This is a genomic window from Nostocoides sp. F2B08 (assembly GCF_009184895.1).
Taxonomy (GTDB): domain Bacteria; phylum Actinomycetota; class Actinomycetes; order Actinomycetales; family Dermatophilaceae; genus F2B08.
The window spans coordinates 131,616-152,287 of sequence record NZ_WESE01000002.1 but is presented as its reverse complement, the minus strand read 5'-3'; the positions used below and the strand labels follow the sequence as shown (position 1 = coordinate 152,287).

Sequence of the window (20,672 nt, the reverse complement as noted above, 5' to 3'; positions counted from 1 at the left end):
GAGAGGAGGAGACGCCGATGGCGAGTCAGGACTGGCTCGACAAGGACTTCTACGCGATCCTCGGCGTCTCGTCCGACGCCGACGAGGCACAGATCAAGAAGGCCTACCGCAAGCTCGCCCGCCAGTACCACCCGGACAAGAACCCCGGGGATGCCGCGGCCGAGCAGAAGTTCAAGGACGTCGGTGAGGCCCACTCCGTGCTCTCCGACAAGGAGCAGCGCAAGGAGTACGACGCCATCCGGCAGATGGTGCGCGGCGGCGCGCGCTTCACGGCCGGCGGCCCCGGCGGCGGTACGGGCGGGTTCGAGGACATCTTCTCCGCCTTCGGCGGAGGGGGCGGTGGGTCCCGGGTGCGCTTCTCGACGGGCGGCCCCGCCTACGGCGGCGGCGCCCAGGGTGCGCAAGGGGCCGACATCAACGACATCCTCGCCCAGATGTTCGGCGGCGGTGCGGCGCAGCGGGCGGGCGCGCCACCCGGAGGGTTCGACGCCTACGGAGCCCCCCGCGGTCCCCGCAAGGGCCACGACGTCGAGGCGCGCACGACGCTCGCGTTCCGCGACGCCGTCGAGGGTTCGACCGTCACCCTGCGCACCGGCAGTGGGGAGACGGTCACCACGCGCATCCCCGCCGGCGTCAAGGACGGCCAGACCATCCGGGTTCGGGGCAAGGGTGAGCGGGGTGATCCGGGCGCGGACCGCGGCGACCTGCTCCTCAAGGTGTCGGTCGAGAAACACCCGGTGTTCGGTCGCGACGGGGACAACCTGACGATCGACCTACCCGTGACGTTCCACGAGGCGGCTCTCGGGGCCACCGTCGCTGTGCCGACCCTCGACGGTGGGTCGGTGCGCGTCAAGATCCCCGCCGGAACCCCGAGCGGTCGCGTCCTGCGCGTCAAGGGTCGCGGGGTGGCGTCGACCCGGGGCAGTGGCGACCTCCTCGTCAAGGTCGTCGTCACCGTACCGACGGAGCTCTCCGACGAGGCCAGGGCAACGTTGGAGACCCTGCACCAGCAGCTCGGCGACACCGACCCGCGTGCCGAGCTCGCCGAGAGGGCCCGTCGGTAGGAGCGTGCCATGACTCCGCTGCGCTTCACCGCCTCGTCCTTCGACCCGGACGACGAGACGCCCGTCTTCGTCATCTCCGTCGCGGCCGAGCTGGCCGGAATGCACGCCCAGACCCTTCGCCAGTACGACCGGATCGGCCTCGTGACTCCGTCCCGCACGCGCGGTGGGGGTAGGCGCTACTCCAGCCGCGACGTCAGCCAGCTCCGAGAGATCCAGCGGCTGTCCCAGGAAGGCGTCAGCCTCCCCGGCATCGCCCGCATCCTCGAGCTCGAACAGCGGGTCGCCGAGCTCGAGGAGCGGCTCGCGGACCTCGGTGAGCAGCTTCGGGCAGCGCGAGCACCGCATACGCACCGGATCTTCTCCGTCTCGCCCTCGGGTGACGTCTATGCGACGCGGCCCGGCGAGCGGCCCCGGCGGCGCCAGTCCCGGGCCCTCGTGCTGTGGGACCCCAGCGGTCGCCACTGGCCCGACTGAGCGCACTGGACGGACGCGTCGTGCGCGAGCGGGTCAGTGTGACGCCAGACACCCTCTGATCTGCGATTATGCTGGGTCCATGCCTGATCTGAGGACCCTGTGAAACGCTTCAATGAGGGATACCTCCTCGGCGACCGGTACCTGCTCGAGACGTTCGTCGCCCACGGCGGAATGGGTGACGTGTGGCGAGCCCGCGACGAGGTGCTCGGTCGGGTCGTCGCCGTCAAGATCATGCGACCGGACAGCACCAACGAGCCGGTGTTCGCCCAGCGCTTCCGCGAGGAGGCGATGCTCACGGCAGGCCTCTCGCACCACAACATCGCCACTCTCTTCGACTACGGCAGCCACGACGGCATCGCCTACCTCGTCATGGAGTTCGTCGAGGGCGTTCCCCTGTCGGCGGCCATCCGCGACCGCGGGGGCTTCGACGTCGTCGAGGCGCGCTCCATCGTCGGGCAGATGGCCCTCGCGCTGCACGCCGCCCACGAGGCCGGAGTCGTGCACCGTGACGTGAAGCCTGCCAACGTCATGCTCACCGCCGACGGTGTCGTCAAGCTGACCGACTTCGGCATCGCGCGGGCCACCGGGTCGACCGGCCTGACCCGGACCGGGGAGATGCTCGGGACTCCGCACTACCTGAGCCCGGAGCAGGCACTCGGCCGCGCGGCGACGCCGGCCAGCGATCTCTACGCCCTCGGGGTCGTGGCCCACGAGATGCTGACCGGACGTCGGCCGTTCGACCTCGACACCCCGGTCGCGACCGCACTGGCGCACATCTCGGAGCCCATGCCCACCCTTCCCTCGGCCGTTCCGACCGACCTGCTCGACGTCGTCTCACGGTGCCTGGCCAAGGAGCCGAAGGACCGCCCGACCTCGGCCCAGGAGGTCGCGGTCGCTCTGGGCGTCCCGGTCGGGGAGGTCACCCTCCCGGCGACGGCGTCGACCGATGCCGGTGCCGGCGTCACCGTCACCGGACGGGAGGCCAAGCTCGTCGACATCATGCTCGGCGGCCACGGCCGGGTCCTGGTCATCGGCTGCGGATCAGGTCGGCTGGCGCGGGACCTGGGCGCCATCGGACACCGCGTCATGGTCGTGGACCCGTCCGAGGAGTTGCTCGCCGAGGTCGCCGGCAGTTCCGAGGCCAGCGGAGTGGCCTGGGTTCCGGCCCGGTTCACGACACTGTCGCTCGACCGCCTCGGCGAGACTGCGCCCTTCGACCTCGCGGTGTGGACCCAGGCTCCGCTCGGCGACATGGACGCCGGTGAGCGGACCGAGGTGTTCCGTCGGATCTCGCTCTGCCTCGCCCCGCAGGGCCGGGCCGTCGTCGAGTTCAGCCTCGACGACGACTACGGCTACCACGCCTTCAGGGACGACTTCCTCTCCGCGGGGATGGTGCCGGACGCGGTCTTCCGCGGCTGGGACCTGCGCCCCCAGACGGCCGACGCCACGGAGTCGGTGGTCCTGCTGTCCCGGCGCTGACGGGCCGGCCGAGCGCGAGGTCTCTGCCGGCGTCAGTCGTCGCCGTCGGTCTCGGCCGAGTCGGGTGCCGCATCGTCGCTCCCGGCGGCCGGTGGTTCGGTCGGGAGCAGGTCGCGAACGTCCACGAGGCCGGGGTCCGTGGCCAGCGCGACGGTCGTGTGCGCCACCGACTGGGCCAGGACCGACAAGGTCTGCGGGTCGACGTTGTCGGCGTCGTCGGCCACGGTGTCCTGATTGGGGTCGTAGGCCAGTCCGGCGGTGCCGCCGAAGGCCGCCGCCTGGTCCGGCGACTTGGTGCCGTCGGCGCCGGCGGTCAGGCCGGCGGCGGGAACGCCCGCGCGGGCGAACGGACGGTGGTCGCCGGGGGCGGAGAAGGGCACGTCCACCCACGGCTGACCGGTCGCGTCGAAGCGGTCCTCGATGAGTCGCTCGGCCTGCGCGGCGCGCGAAGGCGCCGCGCCGGGCATGGCGTAGGTGGACTCGTCGGCGTCATAGACGCCGACGACGCCGTTGGTCGACCCGATCTGGCGCACGTCGAGGTAGACGTCGATCTGCTCGAGGGCCTCGGGGTCTGTCTCGGCGAGGTCGTCGACGTAGTGCTGTGACCCGGCCCGGTCGAGCTCGCCACCACCCCACCACGCGAAGCGCACGGTGCGGTCGAGGGGCTCGGCCTCGGCCAGCTGGACCGCCGTCTCGAGAATGGCGACGCTGCCGGTGGCGTTGTCGTTGATGCCCGGGCTGTCGGGGTCGCTGTCGAGCTGGGCTCCGACGACGACGACGACACCCTCGGCGCGGCCGGATCCGGTCTCGGCGAACAGGTTGACGGTCTCGCGCTCCTCGACGACCTTGTCGACGACGACGGTGACCTCGGCTCCGTCGGGCAGACCGGCGAGGACCCTCCCGGAGTCCATCGAGACGCCGACCGTCGGCACGTGGCGGTCCGACGTGCGCAGCGTGCCGTTGAGCTGTCCGGCGGTGCTGTTGTGCACGATGAGCGCACTCGCCCCGGCGGCCGCCGCCACCCGTGACTTCGCGTCGAACGTGCAGGAGCCCCGAGAGACGAGAGCGATGGACCCCGACACGTCGGCCTCACGCCAGTCGCGGGGGAGGCACCCGGTGCTCCGGCCGGACGGGCTGACCACCCTGCCGGTCACGCCGTCCGGGCCGGTCCCAGGACTGGCGGTCATGGGCATGTGGCGGATCACGCGGGTGGTCCGGTCGATGGTGTACTCGACGGAGGAGGACACCGTCTCCTCGACGGTCAACGGCACCGTCTGCCGCCACGTCTCGTATCCGGCGGCGGCCAGGCGGCGCTCGACGTAGCGGACCGTCGCGTCATATCCGTTGGTACCCGCCGCTCGGTTGCCCGCGTTGGCGTCGGCGACGGCCTGGAGGGCCGCGAGGTGGTCGAGCAGCGCATCGGTTCTGACCTGCGACGCGAGGTCGCGGGGCTCCGGCCCGCCGGCCACGACGTCGCCGTTGGCACTCGCCGGGGAGGTCGTAAGGCCGACCACGAGGGCGCCCGCCGCAACGGCAGCGGCGACTGAGCGACGCGGGGCCATGGGCTCGACCTCCTCGGAACTGACTGGAACGGGTGACGCGAACGACTGGGACGCGAACAACCGAAGCCGCGCGATCGGCACCGGTCCTTCGACCATAACCCCAATGACGGACATTGATAAGCCCTTGGGCTCGAACTTGTGGATGGCGGCCGCGGCTGGCCGAGGTGTAGAGGCGCAGGTGTGTGACGCGCAGGGGTGGGGGTATGCCAGGGGCGTGCTATGTCGCGCGGTGGGCATGCTGGTGGGGGACGTTCAGGGGTGGGGGGGGGGGGGGGGGGGGGGGGGGGGGGGGGGGGGGGGGGGGGGGGGTATGCCAGGGGCGTGCTATGTCGCGCGGTGGGCATGCTGGGCGCCGTGGTGGGGATCGGCGTCCGCCGTGAGACAGTACGACTCGTGACCGAGCACATCGTCGTCCTGCCCGATCGCGACGTGGCCGAGGGGATCGCGGACGAGCTGCGCGACGAGGGATTCACCGAGGTGCGGGTCGAGCGCGAGGCGCTCGCGGGGGAGGACGACGCAGAGGCCGTGGAGTGGGCGGTGTACGTGCGCGAGGACAACGTCGTCGACGACCCGGGAGCGGCCGCGGAGAACGGTCTGCGCGAGCGCTTCGAGGCCTTGGCGGCCGAGCACGGCGGCTGGTACGACAAACCCGACGGCTGAGAGCGATCGGCTCGGGCGAACGGTCGGCCGAAACCCTCAGAGCATGGCCCAGCCCGCGCGCGCGAGGAGGACGCCGAGCACGACCAGGATGACTGCGACGATGGCGTCGTTGTGCTCGACGAGCCACCTCCGGAGACGCTCCAGTGGCGGCACGACGCGCGTCCCGAGGATCAGCCGGAGCAGGACGGGCAGGGCCACCGCGCTGGCGGCGAGAGCGGCGAACACAACAGCGGCGAGGGCACCGAGGGCGAGACCCGGGGCGGCCGAGCCGATCGTGACGGCTCCGGCCAGGACGAGGACGACCGACTTGGGGTTCGCGACGGCGAGCAGGAGGCCCAGCCGGGCCGAGCGGGCGGGGGTGTAGCCGTCGAGGGCGTCCATCCAGGCGGGCATTCCCTCGTCTCGGCCGCGGGCGAACCAGGACCGGACGCCGAGCGCGACGAGCCCGGCCCCGAGGACCACCCGGGCCCAGGCGGCCCAGGTGGGCGCTTCGTCCCACAGCTCGATGGCTCCGGCGAGGACGGTGAGGGCCGCCGTGAGCCCCAGCAGCCCGCCGAACCATCCCCCGAGGAAAGCGCCACCGTTGGGCAGCGCGCGGTCGGTGAGCAGGAGCAGGACCACCGGGATGACCGGAAAGGGCGAGAGCGCGATGGCGACCGCGATGGGGACGAGCTCGGCGACCAGGTCAGTCACGCTTCTGCTCAGATCGCGATGCGGTCGTCGATCACTGCGCGGCGTTCCTGGCTCGTCCAGGCGACCGCCAGGATGACGACGGCGCAGACCGCGGCGACGATGCCGACCAGCGCGTCGCTGGGTTCGTCGAACAGCCGGCCGATGGCGATCCACCCCAGTCCCCAGGCGAGTGCGCCGGCGACCGCGAAGCGCCCGGAGAACAGCCGCAGCAGCGCGGCGCCCACGATCGTGACGACGACGATGAGCGCGATCGCCGTCCACCGCCCCGGTCCGGCGTTCGAGGATGACAACGCGGCTCCCACGTTGGCTCCCGACGCGGCGAGGACCCACCCGAGATAGAGCCCGAAGGTCAGGTCCACCATGAGCGTCTCCGCGATCCCGTAGGAAGGGGTGGTCTGCAGCAGGAAGACGAGGCGGACCAGGACGGCGGCGAGGGCGAGGATGACGGCGACGCTGACCCAGATCCAGCCCTGCTGCGTGACGAGCAGCCAGGCCGCGTTGAGCAGCATGGAGACCCCGGCGAGGCCGCCGATGGCGCGATGCCGCCGGTCGGTCGCCTGCTCGGGCAGCCACTGATAGACCGTGTATGCGGTGAGTCCCAGGTAGATCACGGTCCAGATCGAAAAGGCCGGCGATGCGGGCGCCAACAGCGTGGCGTCGGCGGCGAGGTCACCGCCCGGGCTCTCCTCGACCCGCTCTCCGAGGACTCCGACTCCGAACAGCACGCCGACGATGCCCGCGACGAAGCAGACCGTGACCCAGACCTGGCGGCGTCGGTCGGTCGGGAGAGCACGCTGACGGGTCTCGGTCACGGATCCGACGCTACGCGACATCAGAAGAGGCCGACGACGTTGCCGTCCTCGTCGAGGTCGATCCCGCGGGCCGCGGGCCGTGAAGACAGCCCAGGCATGGTGCGCATGTCCCCGCAGATGGTGTAGACGTAGCCGGCTCCCGCGGCGAGCCGCACCTCACGCACCGGCAGGCGCCAGCCCGTGGGGGCGCCGGTGAGGGTCGGGTCGGACGAGATCGACAGGTGCGTCTTGGCGATGACGACCGGAAGCCCGCCGTAGCCGAGGCTTTCGAAGCGACGCAGCTCCTTGGCCGCGGCCGGGGCGACATCGATGCCGTCGGCGCCGTACACACCCGTGGCGATCCGCTCGATCTTGGTCGGCAGCGGGTCGCGCAGGTCGTACGTGGGCGTGAAGGTGGACGGCTCCGCGCAGGCCGCGACGACCTCACGGGCCAGGTCCGCGGCGCCCTTGCCGCCGTCGACGACGTGTGTGGCCACCGCGACGCGGGCCCCTGCGGCCCGGGCGATGTCGGCGATGACGTCGTGCTCGCTCGCGTGGTCGCTCGGGAAGGCGTTGATCGCCACGACGGGAGAGACCCCGAAGGACCGGATGATCTCGATGTGCTTGCGCAGGTTCGCGGCGCCCGCCCGCACGTCCTCGGGACTCTCCTGCAGCATCGCCGGTGGCAGTGGGCGGCCGGCGGCCACCGCATACCGCCCCGAATGCGTCTTCAGAGCGCGGACCGTGACGACGAGAACGGCTGCGTGGGGAGTGAGGCCGCCGACGCGGCACTTGACGTTGAAGAACCGTTCGGCGCCCATGTCGGCTCCGAACCCGGCCTCGGTCAGCACGTAGTCGGCGGTGCGGATCCCGACCATGTCGGCGATGACCGACGAGTTGCCGGTCGCGATGTTGCCGAAGGGGCCGGCGTGGATCAGCGCCGGGGTGTTCTCGGTCGTCTGCATGAGGTTGGGCTTGAGGGCGTCCTTGAGGATGACCGCCATCGCCCCGGCCGCCTCCAGGTCCTCGGCGGTGACGGCCAGACCCCCGCGGGTGTACCCGACGACGATGCGCCCGAGCCGCCGGCGCAGGTCCTGCAGCGAGGTCGCGAGCGCCAGGATGACCATGACCTCGCTCGCCGCGGTGATGTCGAAGCCGCTCTGGCGGGGGACGCCGTCGATGCGGGCACCGAGGCCGATCACCGTGTTGCGCAGCGCCCGGTCGTTCACGTCGAGCACCCGGCGCCACGAGATGGAGTGCGGGTCCAGGTCGAGCTCGTTGCCGTGATGGAGGTGGTTGTCTACCATCGCGGCGAGCAGGTTGTGCGCCGCGGTCACCGCGTGGAAGTCGCCGGTGAGGTGCAGGTTGAGGGTCTCCATCGGCACGATCTGGCTGTAGCCCCCGCCGGCCGCGCCGCCCTTGACACCGAACGTCGGCCCCATCGAGGGCTGGCGAAGCGTCAGCATCGTCTCGTGGCCGAGGGCGACGAGCCCCTGGGCCAGGCCGACCGCGGTCGTCGTCTTGCCCTCTCCGAGTGGTGTCGGCGTCACGGCCGTCACAACGACGTATCGCGCCTGGGGACGGTCGGCGAGCGCCTCGATGGCGCCGAGATCGACCTTGGCGACGTGCCGGCCGTACGGCTCGACGTACTCGCCGGGGAGATGAGCGGAGGCTGCGACCTCGGCGATCGGCCGGAGGGGGGTGGCCCGGGCGATCTCGAGGTCCGATGGGAGAGGGGTGGCCATGAGTCCGATCCAACACCATCGGCACCTTCCGCCGCGGGGGTTCGTTGTGCTCAACTGTCCCAGGGACGCACGGGTGCGCGTCCATCATCCCGGACCAGGGTCGAGAGCAAGGAGCCGTCGTGGTCGATCCCGCGCGATCGCGGCACTGGAGGGTCGACCACGAGACCCGCTCCGACCGACAGGTCCGGTATGAGAGTGAGGTCCGCCGGTCCTACCGCGCGACCGCGCTGTCGACCCTTCTCCCCGCCGCCGGGCTGTTCCGGATCAGGCCGGCCCTCGCATACGGCATCGTCCTCGCCTTCCTCGCTCCGCTCGCCTACCTCGGCTACCTCTTCGCTCGCGACGGCGCGGTGGACTCCGTGCTGGAGATCGGGGTGGACCGGGGCCGGTTGCTCGGGGTGACGGGAATCGTCCTCGTGCTCGCGGCGGCATGGATCCTCGGCATCGTGGCGACCTCGCGCGGCAGTCGTCCCCCGGACATGCGCCGCGCCGACCGCCGCCGACTGTCGGCCTTCACGGCGCTGATGTGTGTCGTCATCGCGGCGCCGACCGCGGTGGCGGTCCAGGGCATCGACATCCAGCGCGACACCCTCGACGAGGTCGTCACGTCCTCGACCCGACCGCCGATGTCCGCTGTGGACGAGGACGACGAGGACCCCTGGGCCTCGCGCCCGAGGGTCAACCTCCTGCTCCTCGGCTCCGACGCCGGACCCGACCGGGTGGGCGTGCGACCCGACTCGATCATGGTCGCGAGCATCGACACCGCGACCGGTGACACGGTCTTCATCGGCCTGCCGCGCAACCTCGAGCGCGTGCCGTTCCCGGTGGACAACCCGTTCAGCCAGATCTACCCCGAGGGCTACGACTGCGGCGACGAGTGCCTTCTCAACGGCGTCTGGACCCTCGCCGAGGGGCGTCCCGACCTGTTCCCGGGTGACTCCTCACCGGGTCTGACCACGACGCGGGACGTCGTCTCGGAGATCACCGGTCTGGAGATCGACGACACGGTCCTGGTCGACATCAGTGGCTTCGAGCAGCTCGTCGACGCCATGGGCGGGGTGATGATCAACGCGACCGAGCGGGTCCCGATCGGCGGCAAGGTCGAGAACGGCCAGGTCGTCGGGATCACCGGGTGGATCGAGCCCGGCCTGCAGCGGATGGACGGCTACCACGCGCTCTGGTACGCACGCTCCCGTGCGACGACCGACGACTTCTCCCGGATGCGCCGCCAGCGGTGCGTCGTCGGCGCGATCATCGACCAGGTGGACCCGCTGCGGATGCTCGCCCGGTACCCCCAGCTCGCCGACGCCGTCGCCGACAACCTGCGCGTCGACATCCCCGCCGCGGATCTGCCGGCGTGGGCCGAGCTCGTGCTGCGGATGAAGGACGGGCGCCTCCAGTCGCTTCCGGTGACCAACCAGGTGGTGGACGTCGTCGACCCGGACTTCGCCGAGATCCGGCGGCTCGTGCAGGAGGCGATCGAGACCCCGCCCCCTCCGAGTCCCACGACCAGCCCGTCGACGCCGTCGACCCCCGGCTCGACGTCGTCGCCGACGGTCGGCCCGGACGGCACGCCCACCGACGGACCGACGTCGACCCCCGAGCCGACGGACACCCTCTCGGACCTCGGCGCCACCTGCTGAGCACGACGTCTCGCACGTCCAGGGCGAAGGTTGAGCGGAATAGACTCAACTTTGGCAGGGTTGATCCCATCGGATCGATACGCACCCGCACCACCTGACCAGGAGACACCGACGGCATGGAGCTCAAGCCCACGAACAAGGTGGCCGAGGCGCTCGCGCTCGCCCAGCGGGCGGCGCAGACCGCCGGACACCCGGAGATCACCCCCGACCACATCACGAGCGCCCTCGCGCAGCTCGACACCACACAGGCCGATGCGCTTCTCGCCGCTGCGGGCACCGGCGTCGGGCACGTTCTCGGCCAGGCGGACGCCAGGCTCCGCTCCCTCCCGAGGACCTCCGGCGGCACCCAGGCACCCACCTTCGGGCGGGAGGCGCTCGCTGTGCTCCAGCGGGCCGACACCCTCATGCGCGCCAAGGGCGACTCGTACCTCGCGGTCGACCTGCTCTGGCTCGCCCTGGCCGAGACCGGTCACCTGGCCGCCGTCGAGAAGCGCGGCGCGGCCGACATGGAGACGGCCATCGACACCCAGCGCGGCGGCCGGAAGGTGACCTCCGAGACCCCCGTCGAGACCGGCGAGGCCCTCGAGAAGTTCGGCACGGATCTGACGCAGGCGGCCAGGGACGGCAAGCTCGACCCGGTCATCGGCCGGGACAGCGAGATCCGACGGGTGGTCCAGGTGCTGTCCCGGCGCACGAAGAACAACCCCGTCCTCATCGGCGAACCGGGGGTCGGCAAGACCGCGGTCGTCGAGGGGCTGGCCCAGCGCATCGTCGACGGCGACGTTCCCGAGAGCCTGCGCGACAAGAGGCTGGTCAGCCTCGACCTCAGCGCGATGGTGGCGGGTGCGAAGTACCGCGGCGAGTTCGAGGAGCGGCTCAAGGCCGTGCTCGAGGAGATCAAGGGCGCCGAGGGGCAGATCATCACCTTCATCGACGAGCTGCACACCATGGTGGGGGCCGGCGCGTCCGAGGGCGCGATGGACGCCGGCAACATGCTCAAGCCCATGCTCGCCCGAGGAGAGCTGCGGCTCGTCGGCGCGACCACCCTGGACGAGTACCGCGAACGGATCGAGAAGGACCCCGCCCTGGAACGGCGCTTCCAGCAGGTGTTCGTCGGCGAGCCCAGCGTCGAGGACACCATCGCGATCCTCCGCGGCCTCAAGGAGCGCTACGAGGCGCACCACAAGGTGGAGATCGAGGACACCGCCCTCGTCGCGGCGGCGTCCCTGTCGGACCGCTACATCACCGGTCGTCAGCTACCCGACAAGGCCATCGACCTCGTCGACGAGGCCGCCTCCCGGCTACGGATGGAGATCGACTCCAGCCCCGTCGAGATCGACGAGCTGCAGCGCGCGGTCGACCGGCTGACCATGGAGGAGATGCACCTCGCCCAGGAGACCGACGAGGCGTCCCGGGAGCGTCTGGAGCGCCTGCGCGCCGACCTCGCCGAGCGCCGCGAGCAACTCGCCGAGCTGACCGCCCGCTGGGAGGCGGAGAAGTCCGGGTTGAACAAGATCGGCGACCTGCGCGCGCGTCTCGACGACCTGCGCACGAAGGCCGACCGGATGCAGCGCGACGGCGACTACGAGGGGGCCTCCCGTGTCCTCTATGGCGAGATCCCCTCCCTCGAGGCCGAGCTCGCGCAGGCCGACGAGGCCGAGCGGGCGCGCTCCGCCGAGGAGCTCATGGTCAAGGAGCGGGTCGGCGCCGACGACATCGCCGAGGTCATCTCCGCGTGGACCGGCATCCCGGCAGGTCGGCTGCTCCAGGGCGAGACGGAGAAGCTGCTCGCGATGGAGTCGATCATCGGAGCGCGGCTCATCGGCCAGACCGCCGCAGTGCAGGCGGTCTCCGACGCGGTCCGGCGCAGCCGGGCGGGCCTCGCCGACCCGGACCGTCCGACGGGCTCGTTCCTCTTCCTCGGACCCACCGGCGTCGGCAAGACCGAGCTCGCGAAGTCGCTCGCCGACTTCCTCTTCGACGACGAACGCGCCATGGTCCGCATCGACATGTCGGAGTACTCCGAGCGACACGCGGTGGCCCGGCTCATCGGTGCCCCGCCCGGCTATGTCGGCTACGAGGAGGGCGGCCAGCTCACCGAGGCGGTCCGGAGGCGGCCCTACTCCGTCGTGCTGCTCGACGAGGTCGAGAAGGCCCACCCCGAGACGTTCGACATCCTGCTGCAGGTGCTCGACGACGGTCGGCTCACCGACGGGCAGGGACGCACAGTCGACTTCCGCAACGTCATCCTCGTCATGACCTCCAACCTCGGCAGCCACGTGCTCATCGACCCGACGCTGAGCGACGAGGCCAAGAGGGAGTCCGTCATGGGCGCGGTGCGTGCGGCCTTCAAACCCGAGTTCCTCAACCGGCTCGACGAGGTCGTCATCTTCGACCCGCTCGGCGCCGAGGAGCTCCAGCACATCGTCGACCTCCAGGTTCGTGAGCTGACGACCCGCCTGCACGACCGGCGCATCATGCTCGAGGTCACCGACGCCGCCCGCGAGTGGCTCGCGCTCACCGGCTACGACCCCGCCTACGGCGCCCGGCCACTGCGCCGCCTCATCCAGAAGGAGATCGGCGACCGGCTCGCCAAGGCGGTCCTCTCCGGGGAGGTCCGCGACGGCGACACGGTCCGGATCGACCGGTCCTCCCAGGCCGACGGACTGACCCTCGTCACGACCTGACGAGGCTCGTGGTGGACGAGCCGTAGCATTGCGCCATGCGTCGTCTCTCCCTCACCGCCGGTGCCCTCGCCCTGGCGCTCGTCGTCACCGGATGCTCCGGTGACGAGAGCAGTGCCGAGGCCGAGGCGCCGGCGGGACCGCAGGAGCAGCTCGCCGCCGCCCAGGAGATCCTCGAGTCAACCGAGGCCATGACGGTCGAGCTCACGGGCACCGACGTGCCGACCGACGTCAACGGGGTCCGCTCGGCCACCGGTGTCGCCGTCGTCGACGGCGACACCATCAAGTTCGCCGGAGACATCGAAGGGCGGATCAACGGCGTCACCGCGACGGTGGGGCTGATCTGCATCGGGCCCGACGCATACATGAAGCTGTTCACCCCCGACTACGCGCCGGTCGACCTCGACGAGCTCGGGGCACCGAACCCCACGACGTTCCTCGACCCCGAGGCAGGGCTGTCCAGCCTCATCGGCGCCACGACCGACCTCGCCGAGGGCGAGCGGACCAGAGAGGGCCGCGAGATCCTCCGTCAGATCACCGGAACCCTGCCCGGCGACCGGGTCGAGGCGCTCCTGCGACTCGGCGGACCCGACCGCACGTTCGACGTCACGTACGGACTGACGGACGACAACGAGCTGCGCAGCGCCGTCCTCGAGGGCGAGTTCTACGACGGGACCGAGTCCACGTACACCCTGCTCCTCACCGACTACGGGCAGGCGGTCCCGATCGAGCGGCCGACGGGTGCCGCGACCGATGCGCCCACCACTCCCGCCGCCAGCCCGACGACCTGAGCTCCACGCGATGACCCAGACCGTCGCCACGGGTGCGGGACCCCGGGCCCGGTCCATCCTGACCATCGCCGCGATCGGGGTCGCCCTCGCCGCGGCCGACACCTACGTCGTCGTCCTCGCCCTGACCGACATGATGGCCGGTGTCGGGGTCACCATCGAGGCGCTCCAGCGGGCCACCCCGATCGTCTCGGGCTTCCTTCTCGGCTACATCGCCATCCTTCCGCTCATCGGCCGAGTGGCCGACCTCGTCTCCCGGCAGCGCGTGCTGCAGCTCTGTCTCGCGGTCTTCGTACTCGGGTCGGTCGTCACCGCGCTCGCCACCGACCTGCCCGTCCTCGTCGGCGGTCGCGTCGTCCAGGGGATCGGGGGCGGGGGGCTCGTCCCGGCGACTCTCGCCCTCGTCGCCGACCTGTGGCCGGCCGACCGTCGGGGTACGCCCCTCGGCGTCGTCGGTGCCGTGCAGGAGCTCGGCTCCGTCCTCGGGCCCGTCCTCGGGGCAGCCGTGCTCGCCGTCGCCGACTGGCGCGCCATCTTCTGGCTGAACGCCGTCGCCGGTGTCCTGCTCTCGATCGCCCTGTTCGTCGTCGGGCGACCTGCTCGGACCGACCGGCCCGCGCATACGTCGATGCGGGTCTGGGCGCCCACCGCCGTTCTCGCTCTCGGGCTCGCCGTTCTCGTGCTCGCGCTCTGGGCGCCGGACGCCCTCGTGACGAGTGTGGCGCTCGGCGCACCCTTCGTCCCGTTCGGCGACTCCTCCGCGGTGCTGTTGACCCCGATCGGGGTCGTGGCGCTCGCCATCACCGGAGCCGGCGTCGTCCTGGCCACCCGGGCCGCCTGGCCGGTCCTTCGGCACGCGGACCTGCCGGGGGCGCTGCTCCTCGGCGGCGCGCTCGGCTGCGTCATCCTCACCTTCGCCTCTGCGGACCCGGAGACCGAGGTCATCGGCCCGCTGGGCTACTCGCTGCTTCCGCTCGGTGCGGTGCTCGCGCTGCTCTACGTCTGGCGACACGCCCGCACTGACGAGCCGCTCGTGCCCCGAGGCGTCGTGCGAGCCAGGGTGCCGTGGGCGTTGCTCGTGTCCTTCCTCGTCGGCACGGCCCTGGTCGCCGTCATCGTCGGGATCCCCCTGCTCAGCCGGCTCACTGTCTCGCCGGACCAGACGGTGGCCGCTCTGGAACTGCTGAAGTTCCTCGTCGCCGTCCCGGTCGGTGCCGTCCTCGGCGGGTGGGCCCTGCGTTGGCTCGGTGACGGCGCGGTCGCCGGCATCGGCATGCTGCTCGCCTCCGGTGCGCTGTTCGCCGCGAGCTCGTGGGGGCGGGGGTCACTCGACAGCGCGGCCGGCACGGTCGGGCTGGTCGTCATCGGCTTCGGCGTCGGCCTGGCGCTCGCGCCGGTGAACAACGCGGCGTTGGCCGACGCCCCCCAGGACGCCCACGGCACGGCCAGCGCACTCGTCGTCGTCGCGCGGATGGTCGGCATGGTCGTCGGCATCGCGGTCCTGACGGCGATCGGCCTCAACAGGTACTACCGCGAGGTCGCGGCGCTGCCGGACCCCACCGACGTCGACGCGCTCATCGACGCTGCGATCGGCCAGGTGCAGACCATGCTGCTCGGAGCCTCCTTCGGCGCCCTGCTCGCCGCCCTCGCCTGCCTCGCCCTCGACGTGCGGCGGCGCGGGCACGCCGTCAACCGGGCGAGCGAGCTGATCTGACCTGGGAGCCGCCGGCGGACTCGGCCGCGTCGATGAGGTGACTGAGCTCGAGACCGAGCAGCTGGGGCGCCTCGAACATGAGCATGTGGCCCGCTCCGGGCACGACGACGAGCCGCGACCCCGGGACCGCGGTGTGCAGCCGCCGAGCGTGGCGGACGGAGGTCAGGCGGTCCTTCTCGCCCACCATCACGACGGTCCTCGTGCCGGCGAGCACGCCGAGGTGCTCGGTCTCGTCGTGTTCCATCAGCGCGAGGTAGTAGCGGCTGAGCGTCGGCAGGGGGGTCGAGGACATCACCTTGACCGTGTACGCCAGGTCGGCCGGGTCGCACCGGTCGCCGAAGAGGCTGTGCCGCTGTCCGCGCTGGGTGATGAGGTTGCCCGTGGGGATCATCGGCGCGCGGTGGATCACGCGCATCACGGCGGTCTCGACCCCCTGGAACCGGCGGGTGATGTCCCCGGCCGTCGTGCCGACGAGCAGAGCGCCCTGCACCCGGGTGCCGATGTCCTCGGGGTGGGCCCCCGCATACGCCATGATCGTCATGCCGCCCATCGAGTGGCCGACGAGCACGACCGGGCCCTCCGGCACCGTCGCGTCGAGGACGTCGACCAGGGTCTCACCCAGAGCCCTGATCGTGGGGCGGTACTCACTGCCGAGCGTCGTGTCGCCGTGTCCCGGCTGGTCGTAGGCGAGGACGCGCACGTTGTGCTCGGCCTGGACCCTCTCGATGAACGGGACCCAGACGGTGTGGTCGAGCGTCCAGCCGTGGGCGAACACGACCGTCACGGGGCTGACGGACACACCCGAGTGGCCCGGCGCATACTCCCAGACGGCGATCCGCTCGCCGCCGCGCCCCTCGATGAGCTGGTGCGAGCCACCGTCGATGACCTGTCGGGCTCTCATGTCGGCTCCGAGAGCTCGACGACGACCGGCGCGTGGTCGCTCGCGCCGGTGCCCTTGCGCTCCTCGCGGTCGATCGCCGCGCCGACGACGCGGTCGGCGAACCCGGGGGAGCCGAGCACGAAGTCGATGCGCATACCCTGCCTCTTGGCGAAACGGAGTCGCTGGTAGTCCCAGTATGTATAGACTCCGGGCCCGGGAGCATGTGGCCGCACGACGTCGGTGAGCCCGGCGTCCAGCAGCGCGTCGAAGGCGGCCCGCTCCGGCGGCGAGACGTGGCTCTTGTCGCGATAGAACTCCATCGACCAGACGTCCTCGTCACGAGGTGCGATGTTCCAGTCGCCCATCACCGCGAACGGCGGCCCGCCGTCGCGCTCGGCCGCGAGCCACCCGGTGACCCGGTCGCGCAGGTGCTCCATCCAGGCGAGCTTGTAGGTCATGTGCGGGTCGTCGAGGTGCCGACCGTTGGGCACGTAGACCGACCAGACCCGAACCGGACCGCACATGGCGCCGATGGCCCGTGCCTCGGCGACGGCCGGGTCGCCCCACATCGGCACGCCCGGGAGGCCGACCTCGACGTCGCGCAGACCCAGCCGGGAGAGGATCGCCACGCCGTTCCACTGGTTGAACCCGTGGTGAGCGACCTCGTAGCCCAGCGCCTCCAGGCGTCGGCGGGGGAGCTGGTCCTCCCGGCACTTGGTCTCCTGGATCGCCAGGACATCGACGTCGGTGCGCCGGATCCAGTCCTCCACGCGGTCGATGCGGGAGCGGATCGAGTTGACGTTCCACGTGGCGATGCGCACGCTCCTAGCCTAAGCACCTGCTTAGGGTCGCCACGACGGGTGCCATGTCCGTACCGGTCGGGCCCGGCCTCACTCGCCGCCGGAGACCAGCTCGCCACCGGCCTGCTGCCACGCGCCGACGCCACCGCCGAGGTGATAGGCGTCCGTGACCCCCATCTGGGCCATCAGGTCGAGCGCCACCTGCGACCGGTTGCCCGATCGGCAGTACACGGCGTAGGGGACGTGCGGGTCGAGCGCGGCCACCTGGCTCGCGAAGTCGGGCGCCTGCACGTCGATGTTGACCGCACCGGGGATGTGTCCCTCGGCGAACTCCTCCGGCGTGCGCACGTCGAGGATGACGGTCTCGGGTGCCTTGAGGGCGGCCGCGAAGTCGGCGGCGTCGAGCTCGCTCCCCGCAGCGGGTTGCGCGGTGGCCGCCGTGCCCGCGGTGGCGCTGACCTCGGGATCCGAGTCCGAGCAGCCGGACAGGCCGATGACGGCGAGCAGTGCGGACAGGACGAGTGCGACGGTGCGACGAGGTTTCACGAGGGGGCTCCTGAGTTGGGGGGTGGCAGGGGGCGGTCAGAGTCCTGGGGGCGGGTCAGACGAAGGTGTTCGAGGTCCGCGAGCAGCTCCAGGCGTCGCCAGAGGACCGATCCGGGCACGGCCTGGCTGGCATGGGCCGCGATCGCCCGGCGCTGACGGTCGCGGTCGACGCGGACCGTGATGGGCAGGGTGTCGGAGGCATGGCCGGCGAACGACGCCCCCAGCTCGGCGTTGAGCGCCTCGGCCACTTCGGTCGGCAGGCACCACTCGAGGACCGGGAGGCCTCGCTCGGCCGCCACCGCGAGCGCCGCAGCCGTCGCCGCCTCGTGGTCCGGGTGCCCGGTCACGCCGTTCCCGGCCCCGAAGACCAGCAGTCCGTCCGGGGCCTCCACCTGCACGGCCTCGCGCACCGACGTCAGCAGATCCGGTATGCGGTGGCTCAGTTCACCGTCGGGGTGACGCAGGAGGGTGGTCGAGGTGACCCCGAGTCGCTCGGCCGCCGCCTCCAGCTCGGCCGCGCGGACGAGGGTCAGCTCGACCTCGTCGTCCGCATGGAGGGTCGAGGCCTCTCCGGCCGTGAGGCAGAGCACACGCACGGACGAACCGGCGCGCACGAGGGCGTCGATCACCCCGCCGAGCCCGAACGACTCGTCGTCGGGGTGCGCGACGACGACGAGGGTCCGCCTCCAGGTCGGGAGATCGCCCTCGGTGCCGCTCGGCTCGGTGCTTCCGTGGGTCGTCATCGGCCTCATCCCTCGGGGACGCAGATGCGCCCCTGGCGCGCGGCGCGCACGGTCAGCACCGAGACAGCGACGGCGACGGTCGTGGAGACGACCAGCAGGGTGACGGCGATGGCGTCGTAGCCGACCCAGTCCGCCTGTCCCGCGATCGCGGTCGTGGCCACCGCGGCCGCGGCCAGGGGGAAGGTGTAGGTCCAGAAGGGCAGTGCGAAGGGCAGGGTGCGCAGCCGGCCGACCTGCGCGAAGAGGAGCACGACGAACGCGACGGTCGCCCCGTGCAGCACCAGGCTGAGCGGGTCGGCCTGAGCCCCGGTGAGGCTCTGCCACGAGAGCATGGTCACCGCCGGCGGCGCGATGAAGATCGCCATCGTCGGCAGGAGCTTCTCCGGCAACGGCTGGTCGTGGGTCAGCAGCCGCTGGAGGAGCAGGGGAAGGAGGGCCAGCCAGAACACGACGCCGACGCCGAACGAGATCCAGGCCAGCTCGACCGACCCGATCGCGGCAGCCGCGAGCGGGGTGATGACGTTGCCGACGACGGGGATGAACCAGGCGGGGGTGACGTGGCCGGCGAGGATGTCTGCCCGGCCGAACCAGGCGGTGAGGACGGCCACGGTCGCCGCCAGGTGCCCGAGGGCCCCGACCCACCACAGCACGGACGCGACGCCGGGGGCGATCTCGGACAGGGCCGTGGCCAGCACGAGGATCGCGATCGTCACGGTCGGTGCGAAGGCCATCCGCAGCGGGTGGGCCAGCTCGGCACGGGCCGCCTGCGGGTAGCGGACCCACTTCACCGCGTACAGCGTCCCGACGACGAGCGCGGCAGCCACGGCGAGGGTGAGGAACACGAGGTACGGCCAGTCGGGAAGGTCCCACACCCGTGCTGCGCGTCGCCAGGCCAGGGCCACCCCGCCCAGGCCCATCACCGACGAGAACAGGGTCACCGGGAGGTACGCGAGCCGACCCGCGGCGGCGCGTGTCCGAGGCTCGGTGACAATACCCATGGGGGTATCCTACCGTGCTCCACGTAGGCTGCAGGCCATGCCTACCGTCCTCGTCACCGGGGCGACCGCCGGCATCGGTCGCGAGTTCGTCCGTCAGTACGCCGAGCAAGGGTATGCGGTGGTCGCGGTCGCGCGCACCGCCTCCCGACTCGAGAAGCTCGCCGACGAGACCCGGCGCACCTATGGCGTCCGCGTCGAGGTCGTCGCGGCCGACCTGGTCGACCGCGCGGCGCTCGAGGGCGTCGCGCAGCGCCTGCGGTCCGCGGACGACCCGGTTGACGTCCTCGTCAACAACGCCGGACTGGGCCTGAAGTCGTCGTTCACGGACAACGACCTGGCGACCGAGGAGGCGGCCTTCGACCTCATGTGTCGCGCGGTGCTCGTCCTGTCCCACGCGGCGGCGACGACGATGCGGGCGCGAGGACGCGGCGAGATCATCAACGTGTCCTCGGTCGCCTCGTTCATCTCCGCGGGGTCGTACTCGGCCGCCAAGGCCTATGTCACCGTGCTGACCGAGGCGCTGTCGACGGAGCTGGCGGGCTCCGGCGTCTCAGCGACCGCTCTCTGCCCGGGGTTCACGCACACCGAGTTCCACGAGCGGGGAGGGATGGACGTGTCCTACCTGCCGGAGGCGGCGTGGCTGGATGTGCGCGACGTCGTGGCGGCGGCGATCGCCGACTCCCGGGCGGGCCGCGCGATCTCCGTCCCGAGCGCGAAGTACAAGGCGCTCGTCGGGCTGTTGCAGGTCACACCGCGACGGCTTCTGCGGGCCCGACTGGCCACGCCCAGGCACCGCCGCTGACCCGCACTAGGGTTGCGAGCGTGACCCACGACATCGCCTCCGACATCTCCCAGGACCGCGCCCGCCTGCTCCAGATCATCAGGGAGCGGGCCATCGTCCACGGTCGGGTGACCCTCTCGAGCGGACGGGACGCCGACTACTACGTCGACCTGCGCCGCATCACCCTCGACGGGGAGGCCGCGCCGATCGTCGGACGCGTCATGCGCCACCTGACCGCCGATCTCCCCTACGAGGCCGTCGGTGGACTGACCCTGGGTGCGGACCCGGTCGCCACGGCGATGCTGCACGCCGCTGCTGTGGCCGGGGAGCGCCTCGACGCCTTCGTCGTCCGCAAGGCCGGCAAGGCGCACGGCCTCCAGCAGCGCATCGAGGGCCCGTCCGTGGCAAGGCGCCGGGTGCTCGTCGTCGAGGACACGTCGACCACAGGCGCCTCGCCGCTGGAGGCGGCCACCGCGGCGCGGGAGGCGGGGGCGACCGTACTCGCCGTGGCCACGATCGCCGATCGGGCGACCGGAGCCGCCGAGCGGTTCGCCGAGGCGGGCCTGGAGTACCGGTTCGCCTACTCACTCGCCGACCTCGGGCTGGCCTGAAGCCGGCGATCCCGAC

The 20,672-nt window shown here is 71.7% G+C and carries 19 protein-coding genes; 10 read left to right on the top strand and 9 right to left on the bottom strand.

The annotated features are described in order from the left end of the window. Positions 1-17: 17 nt before the first annotated feature. The 3 genes from GA707_RS04330 (at position 18) to GA707_RS04320 (ending at position 3,017) form a co-directional block, all read left to right on the top strand. Positions 18-1,064, top strand: coding sequence for a DnaJ C-terminal domain-containing protein (locus tag GA707_RS04330; RefSeq protein ID WP_152177207.1), 1,047 nt, complete (start codon positions 18-20; stop codon positions 1,062-1,064). A 9-nt stretch (positions 1,065-1,073) separates the two neighbouring features. Continuing rightward, positions 1,074-1,538 carry a heat shock protein transcriptional repressor HspR gene (locus GA707_RS04325; protein WP_152177206.1) on the top strand — a complete coding sequence of 155 codons (465 nt, stop codon included), beginning with the start codon at positions 1,074-1,076 and terminating at the stop codon, positions 1,536-1,538. Between the two features lie 99 nt (positions 1,539-1,637). Next, positions 1,638-3,017, top strand: a complete 1,380-nt coding sequence (locus GA707_RS04320) for a protein kinase (RefSeq protein WP_152177205.1) — start codon at positions 1,638-1,640, stop codon at positions 3,015-3,017. A 32-nt stretch (positions 3,018-3,049) separates the two neighbouring features. Here GA707_RS04320 and GA707_RS04315 read toward each other — a convergent pair whose 3' ends face one another. Continuing rightward, the gene (locus GA707_RS04315) at positions 3,050-4,579 is read right to left on the bottom strand and encodes a M28 family peptidase (protein ID WP_193315166.1); all 1,530 of its coding nucleotides are present in this window, start codon (positions 4,577-4,579) and stop codon (positions 3,050-3,052) included. 393 nt (positions 4,580-4,972) lie between these two features. On the opposite strand from GA707_RS04315, the gene GA707_RS04310 reads away from it, so the two are divergent. Then, positions 4,973-5,239, top strand: a complete 267-nt coding sequence (locus GA707_RS04310) for a ribonuclease E inhibitor RraB (RefSeq protein WP_152177752.1) — start codon at positions 4,973-4,975, stop codon at positions 5,237-5,239. Between the two features lie 36 nt (positions 5,240-5,275). Here the strand turns inward: GA707_RS04310 and GA707_RS04305 are convergent, their stop codons facing one another. The 3 genes from GA707_RS04305 to GA707_RS04295 are packed head-to-tail and all read right to left on the bottom strand — an operon-like array spanning position 5,276 to position 8,468. After that, on the bottom strand, positions 5,276-5,932 hold the full coding sequence (locus tag GA707_RS04305; protein WP_193315165.1) for a GAP family protein: 657 nt from the start codon (positions 5,930-5,932) through the stop codon (positions 5,276-5,278). 8 nt (positions 5,933-5,940) lie between these two features. Further along, entirely contained in the window at positions 5,941-6,744 is an 804-nt protein-coding gene (locus GA707_RS04300) for a tryptophan-rich sensory protein (RefSeq protein ID WP_226963525.1), read from the bottom strand. Between the two features lie 20 nt (positions 6,745-6,764). Then, positions 6,765-8,468 carry a formate--tetrahydrofolate ligase gene (locus tag GA707_RS04295; protein WP_152177201.1) on the bottom strand — a complete coding sequence of 568 codons (1,704 nt, stop codon included), beginning with the start codon at positions 8,466-8,468 and terminating at the stop codon, positions 6,765-6,767. A gap of 119 nt (positions 8,469-8,587) precedes the next feature. On the opposite strand from GA707_RS04295, the gene GA707_RS04290 reads away from it, so the two are divergent. The 4 genes from GA707_RS04290 (at position 8,588) to GA707_RS04275 (ending at position 15,297) form a co-directional block, all read left to right on the top strand. After that, entirely contained in the window at positions 8,588-10,111 is a 1,524-nt protein-coding gene (locus GA707_RS04290) for an LCP family protein (protein WP_152177200.1), read from the top strand. Between the two features lie 116 nt (positions 10,112-10,227). Then, positions 10,228-12,798, top strand: coding sequence for an ATP-dependent chaperone ClpB (gene clpB, locus GA707_RS04285; RefSeq protein ID WP_152177199.1), 2,571 nt, complete (start codon positions 10,228-10,230; stop codon positions 12,796-12,798). 35 nt (positions 12,799-12,833) lie between these two features. Continuing rightward, on the top strand, positions 12,834-13,586 hold the full coding sequence (locus tag GA707_RS04280) for an LppX_LprAFG lipoprotein (RefSeq protein WP_152177198.1): 753 nt from the start codon (positions 12,834-12,836) through the stop codon (positions 13,584-13,586). A gap of 10 nt (positions 13,587-13,596) precedes the next feature. Next, positions 13,597-15,297, top strand: coding sequence for an MFS transporter (locus GA707_RS04275; protein WP_152177197.1), 1,701 nt, complete (start codon positions 13,597-13,599; stop codon positions 15,295-15,297). On the opposite strand, the gene GA707_RS04270 is transcribed toward GA707_RS04275, so the two are convergent. The 5 genes from GA707_RS04270 to GA707_RS04250 form a co-directional block, all read right to left on the bottom strand. After that, positions 15,272-16,198, bottom strand: coding sequence for an alpha/beta fold hydrolase (locus tag GA707_RS04270; RefSeq protein WP_152177196.1), 927 nt, complete (start codon positions 16,196-16,198; stop codon positions 15,272-15,274). The two genes, GA707_RS04275 and GA707_RS04270, sit on opposite strands and share 26 nt — an antisense overlap. Next, positions 16,195-16,998, bottom strand: coding sequence for an exodeoxyribonuclease III (locus GA707_RS04265; RefSeq protein ID WP_152177195.1), 804 nt, complete (start codon positions 16,996-16,998; stop codon positions 16,195-16,197). Before GA707_RS04265 ends, GA707_RS04270 begins: the two co-directional genes overlap by 4 nt. Before the next feature lie 69 nt (positions 16,999-17,067). Beyond that, positions 17,068-17,523, bottom strand: coding sequence for a rhodanese-like domain-containing protein (locus GA707_RS04260; protein ID WP_152177194.1), 456 nt, complete (start codon positions 17,521-17,523; stop codon positions 17,068-17,070). Next, positions 17,520-18,266: a PIG-L deacetylase family protein gene (locus tag GA707_RS04255; RefSeq protein ID WP_152177193.1), complete on the bottom strand. Its 747-nt coding sequence runs from the start codon at positions 18,264-18,266 to the stop codon at positions 17,520-17,522. The genes GA707_RS04260 and GA707_RS04255 overlap by 4 nt, the downstream gene beginning before the upstream one ends. Positions 18,267-18,271: 5 nt before the next feature. Then, a complete protein-coding gene (locus GA707_RS04250) occupies positions 18,272-19,264 on the bottom strand; it encodes an SLAC1 anion channel family protein (protein ID WP_152177192.1) in 993 nt (330 codons plus the stop codon). Between the two features lie 37 nt (positions 19,265-19,301). Between GA707_RS04250 and GA707_RS04245 the strand changes: the two genes are divergently transcribed. Next, on the top strand, positions 19,302-20,066 hold the full coding sequence (locus tag GA707_RS04245) for an SDR family oxidoreductase (protein ID WP_152177191.1): 765 nt from the start codon (positions 19,302-19,304) through the stop codon (positions 20,064-20,066). 20 nt (positions 20,067-20,086) lie between these two features. Continuing rightward, on the top strand, positions 20,087-20,656 hold the full coding sequence (locus GA707_RS04240) for an orotate phosphoribosyltransferase (protein WP_226963524.1): 570 nt from the start codon (positions 20,087-20,089) through the stop codon (positions 20,654-20,656). The last annotated feature ends 16 nt before the right edge of the window (positions 20,657-20,672 follow it).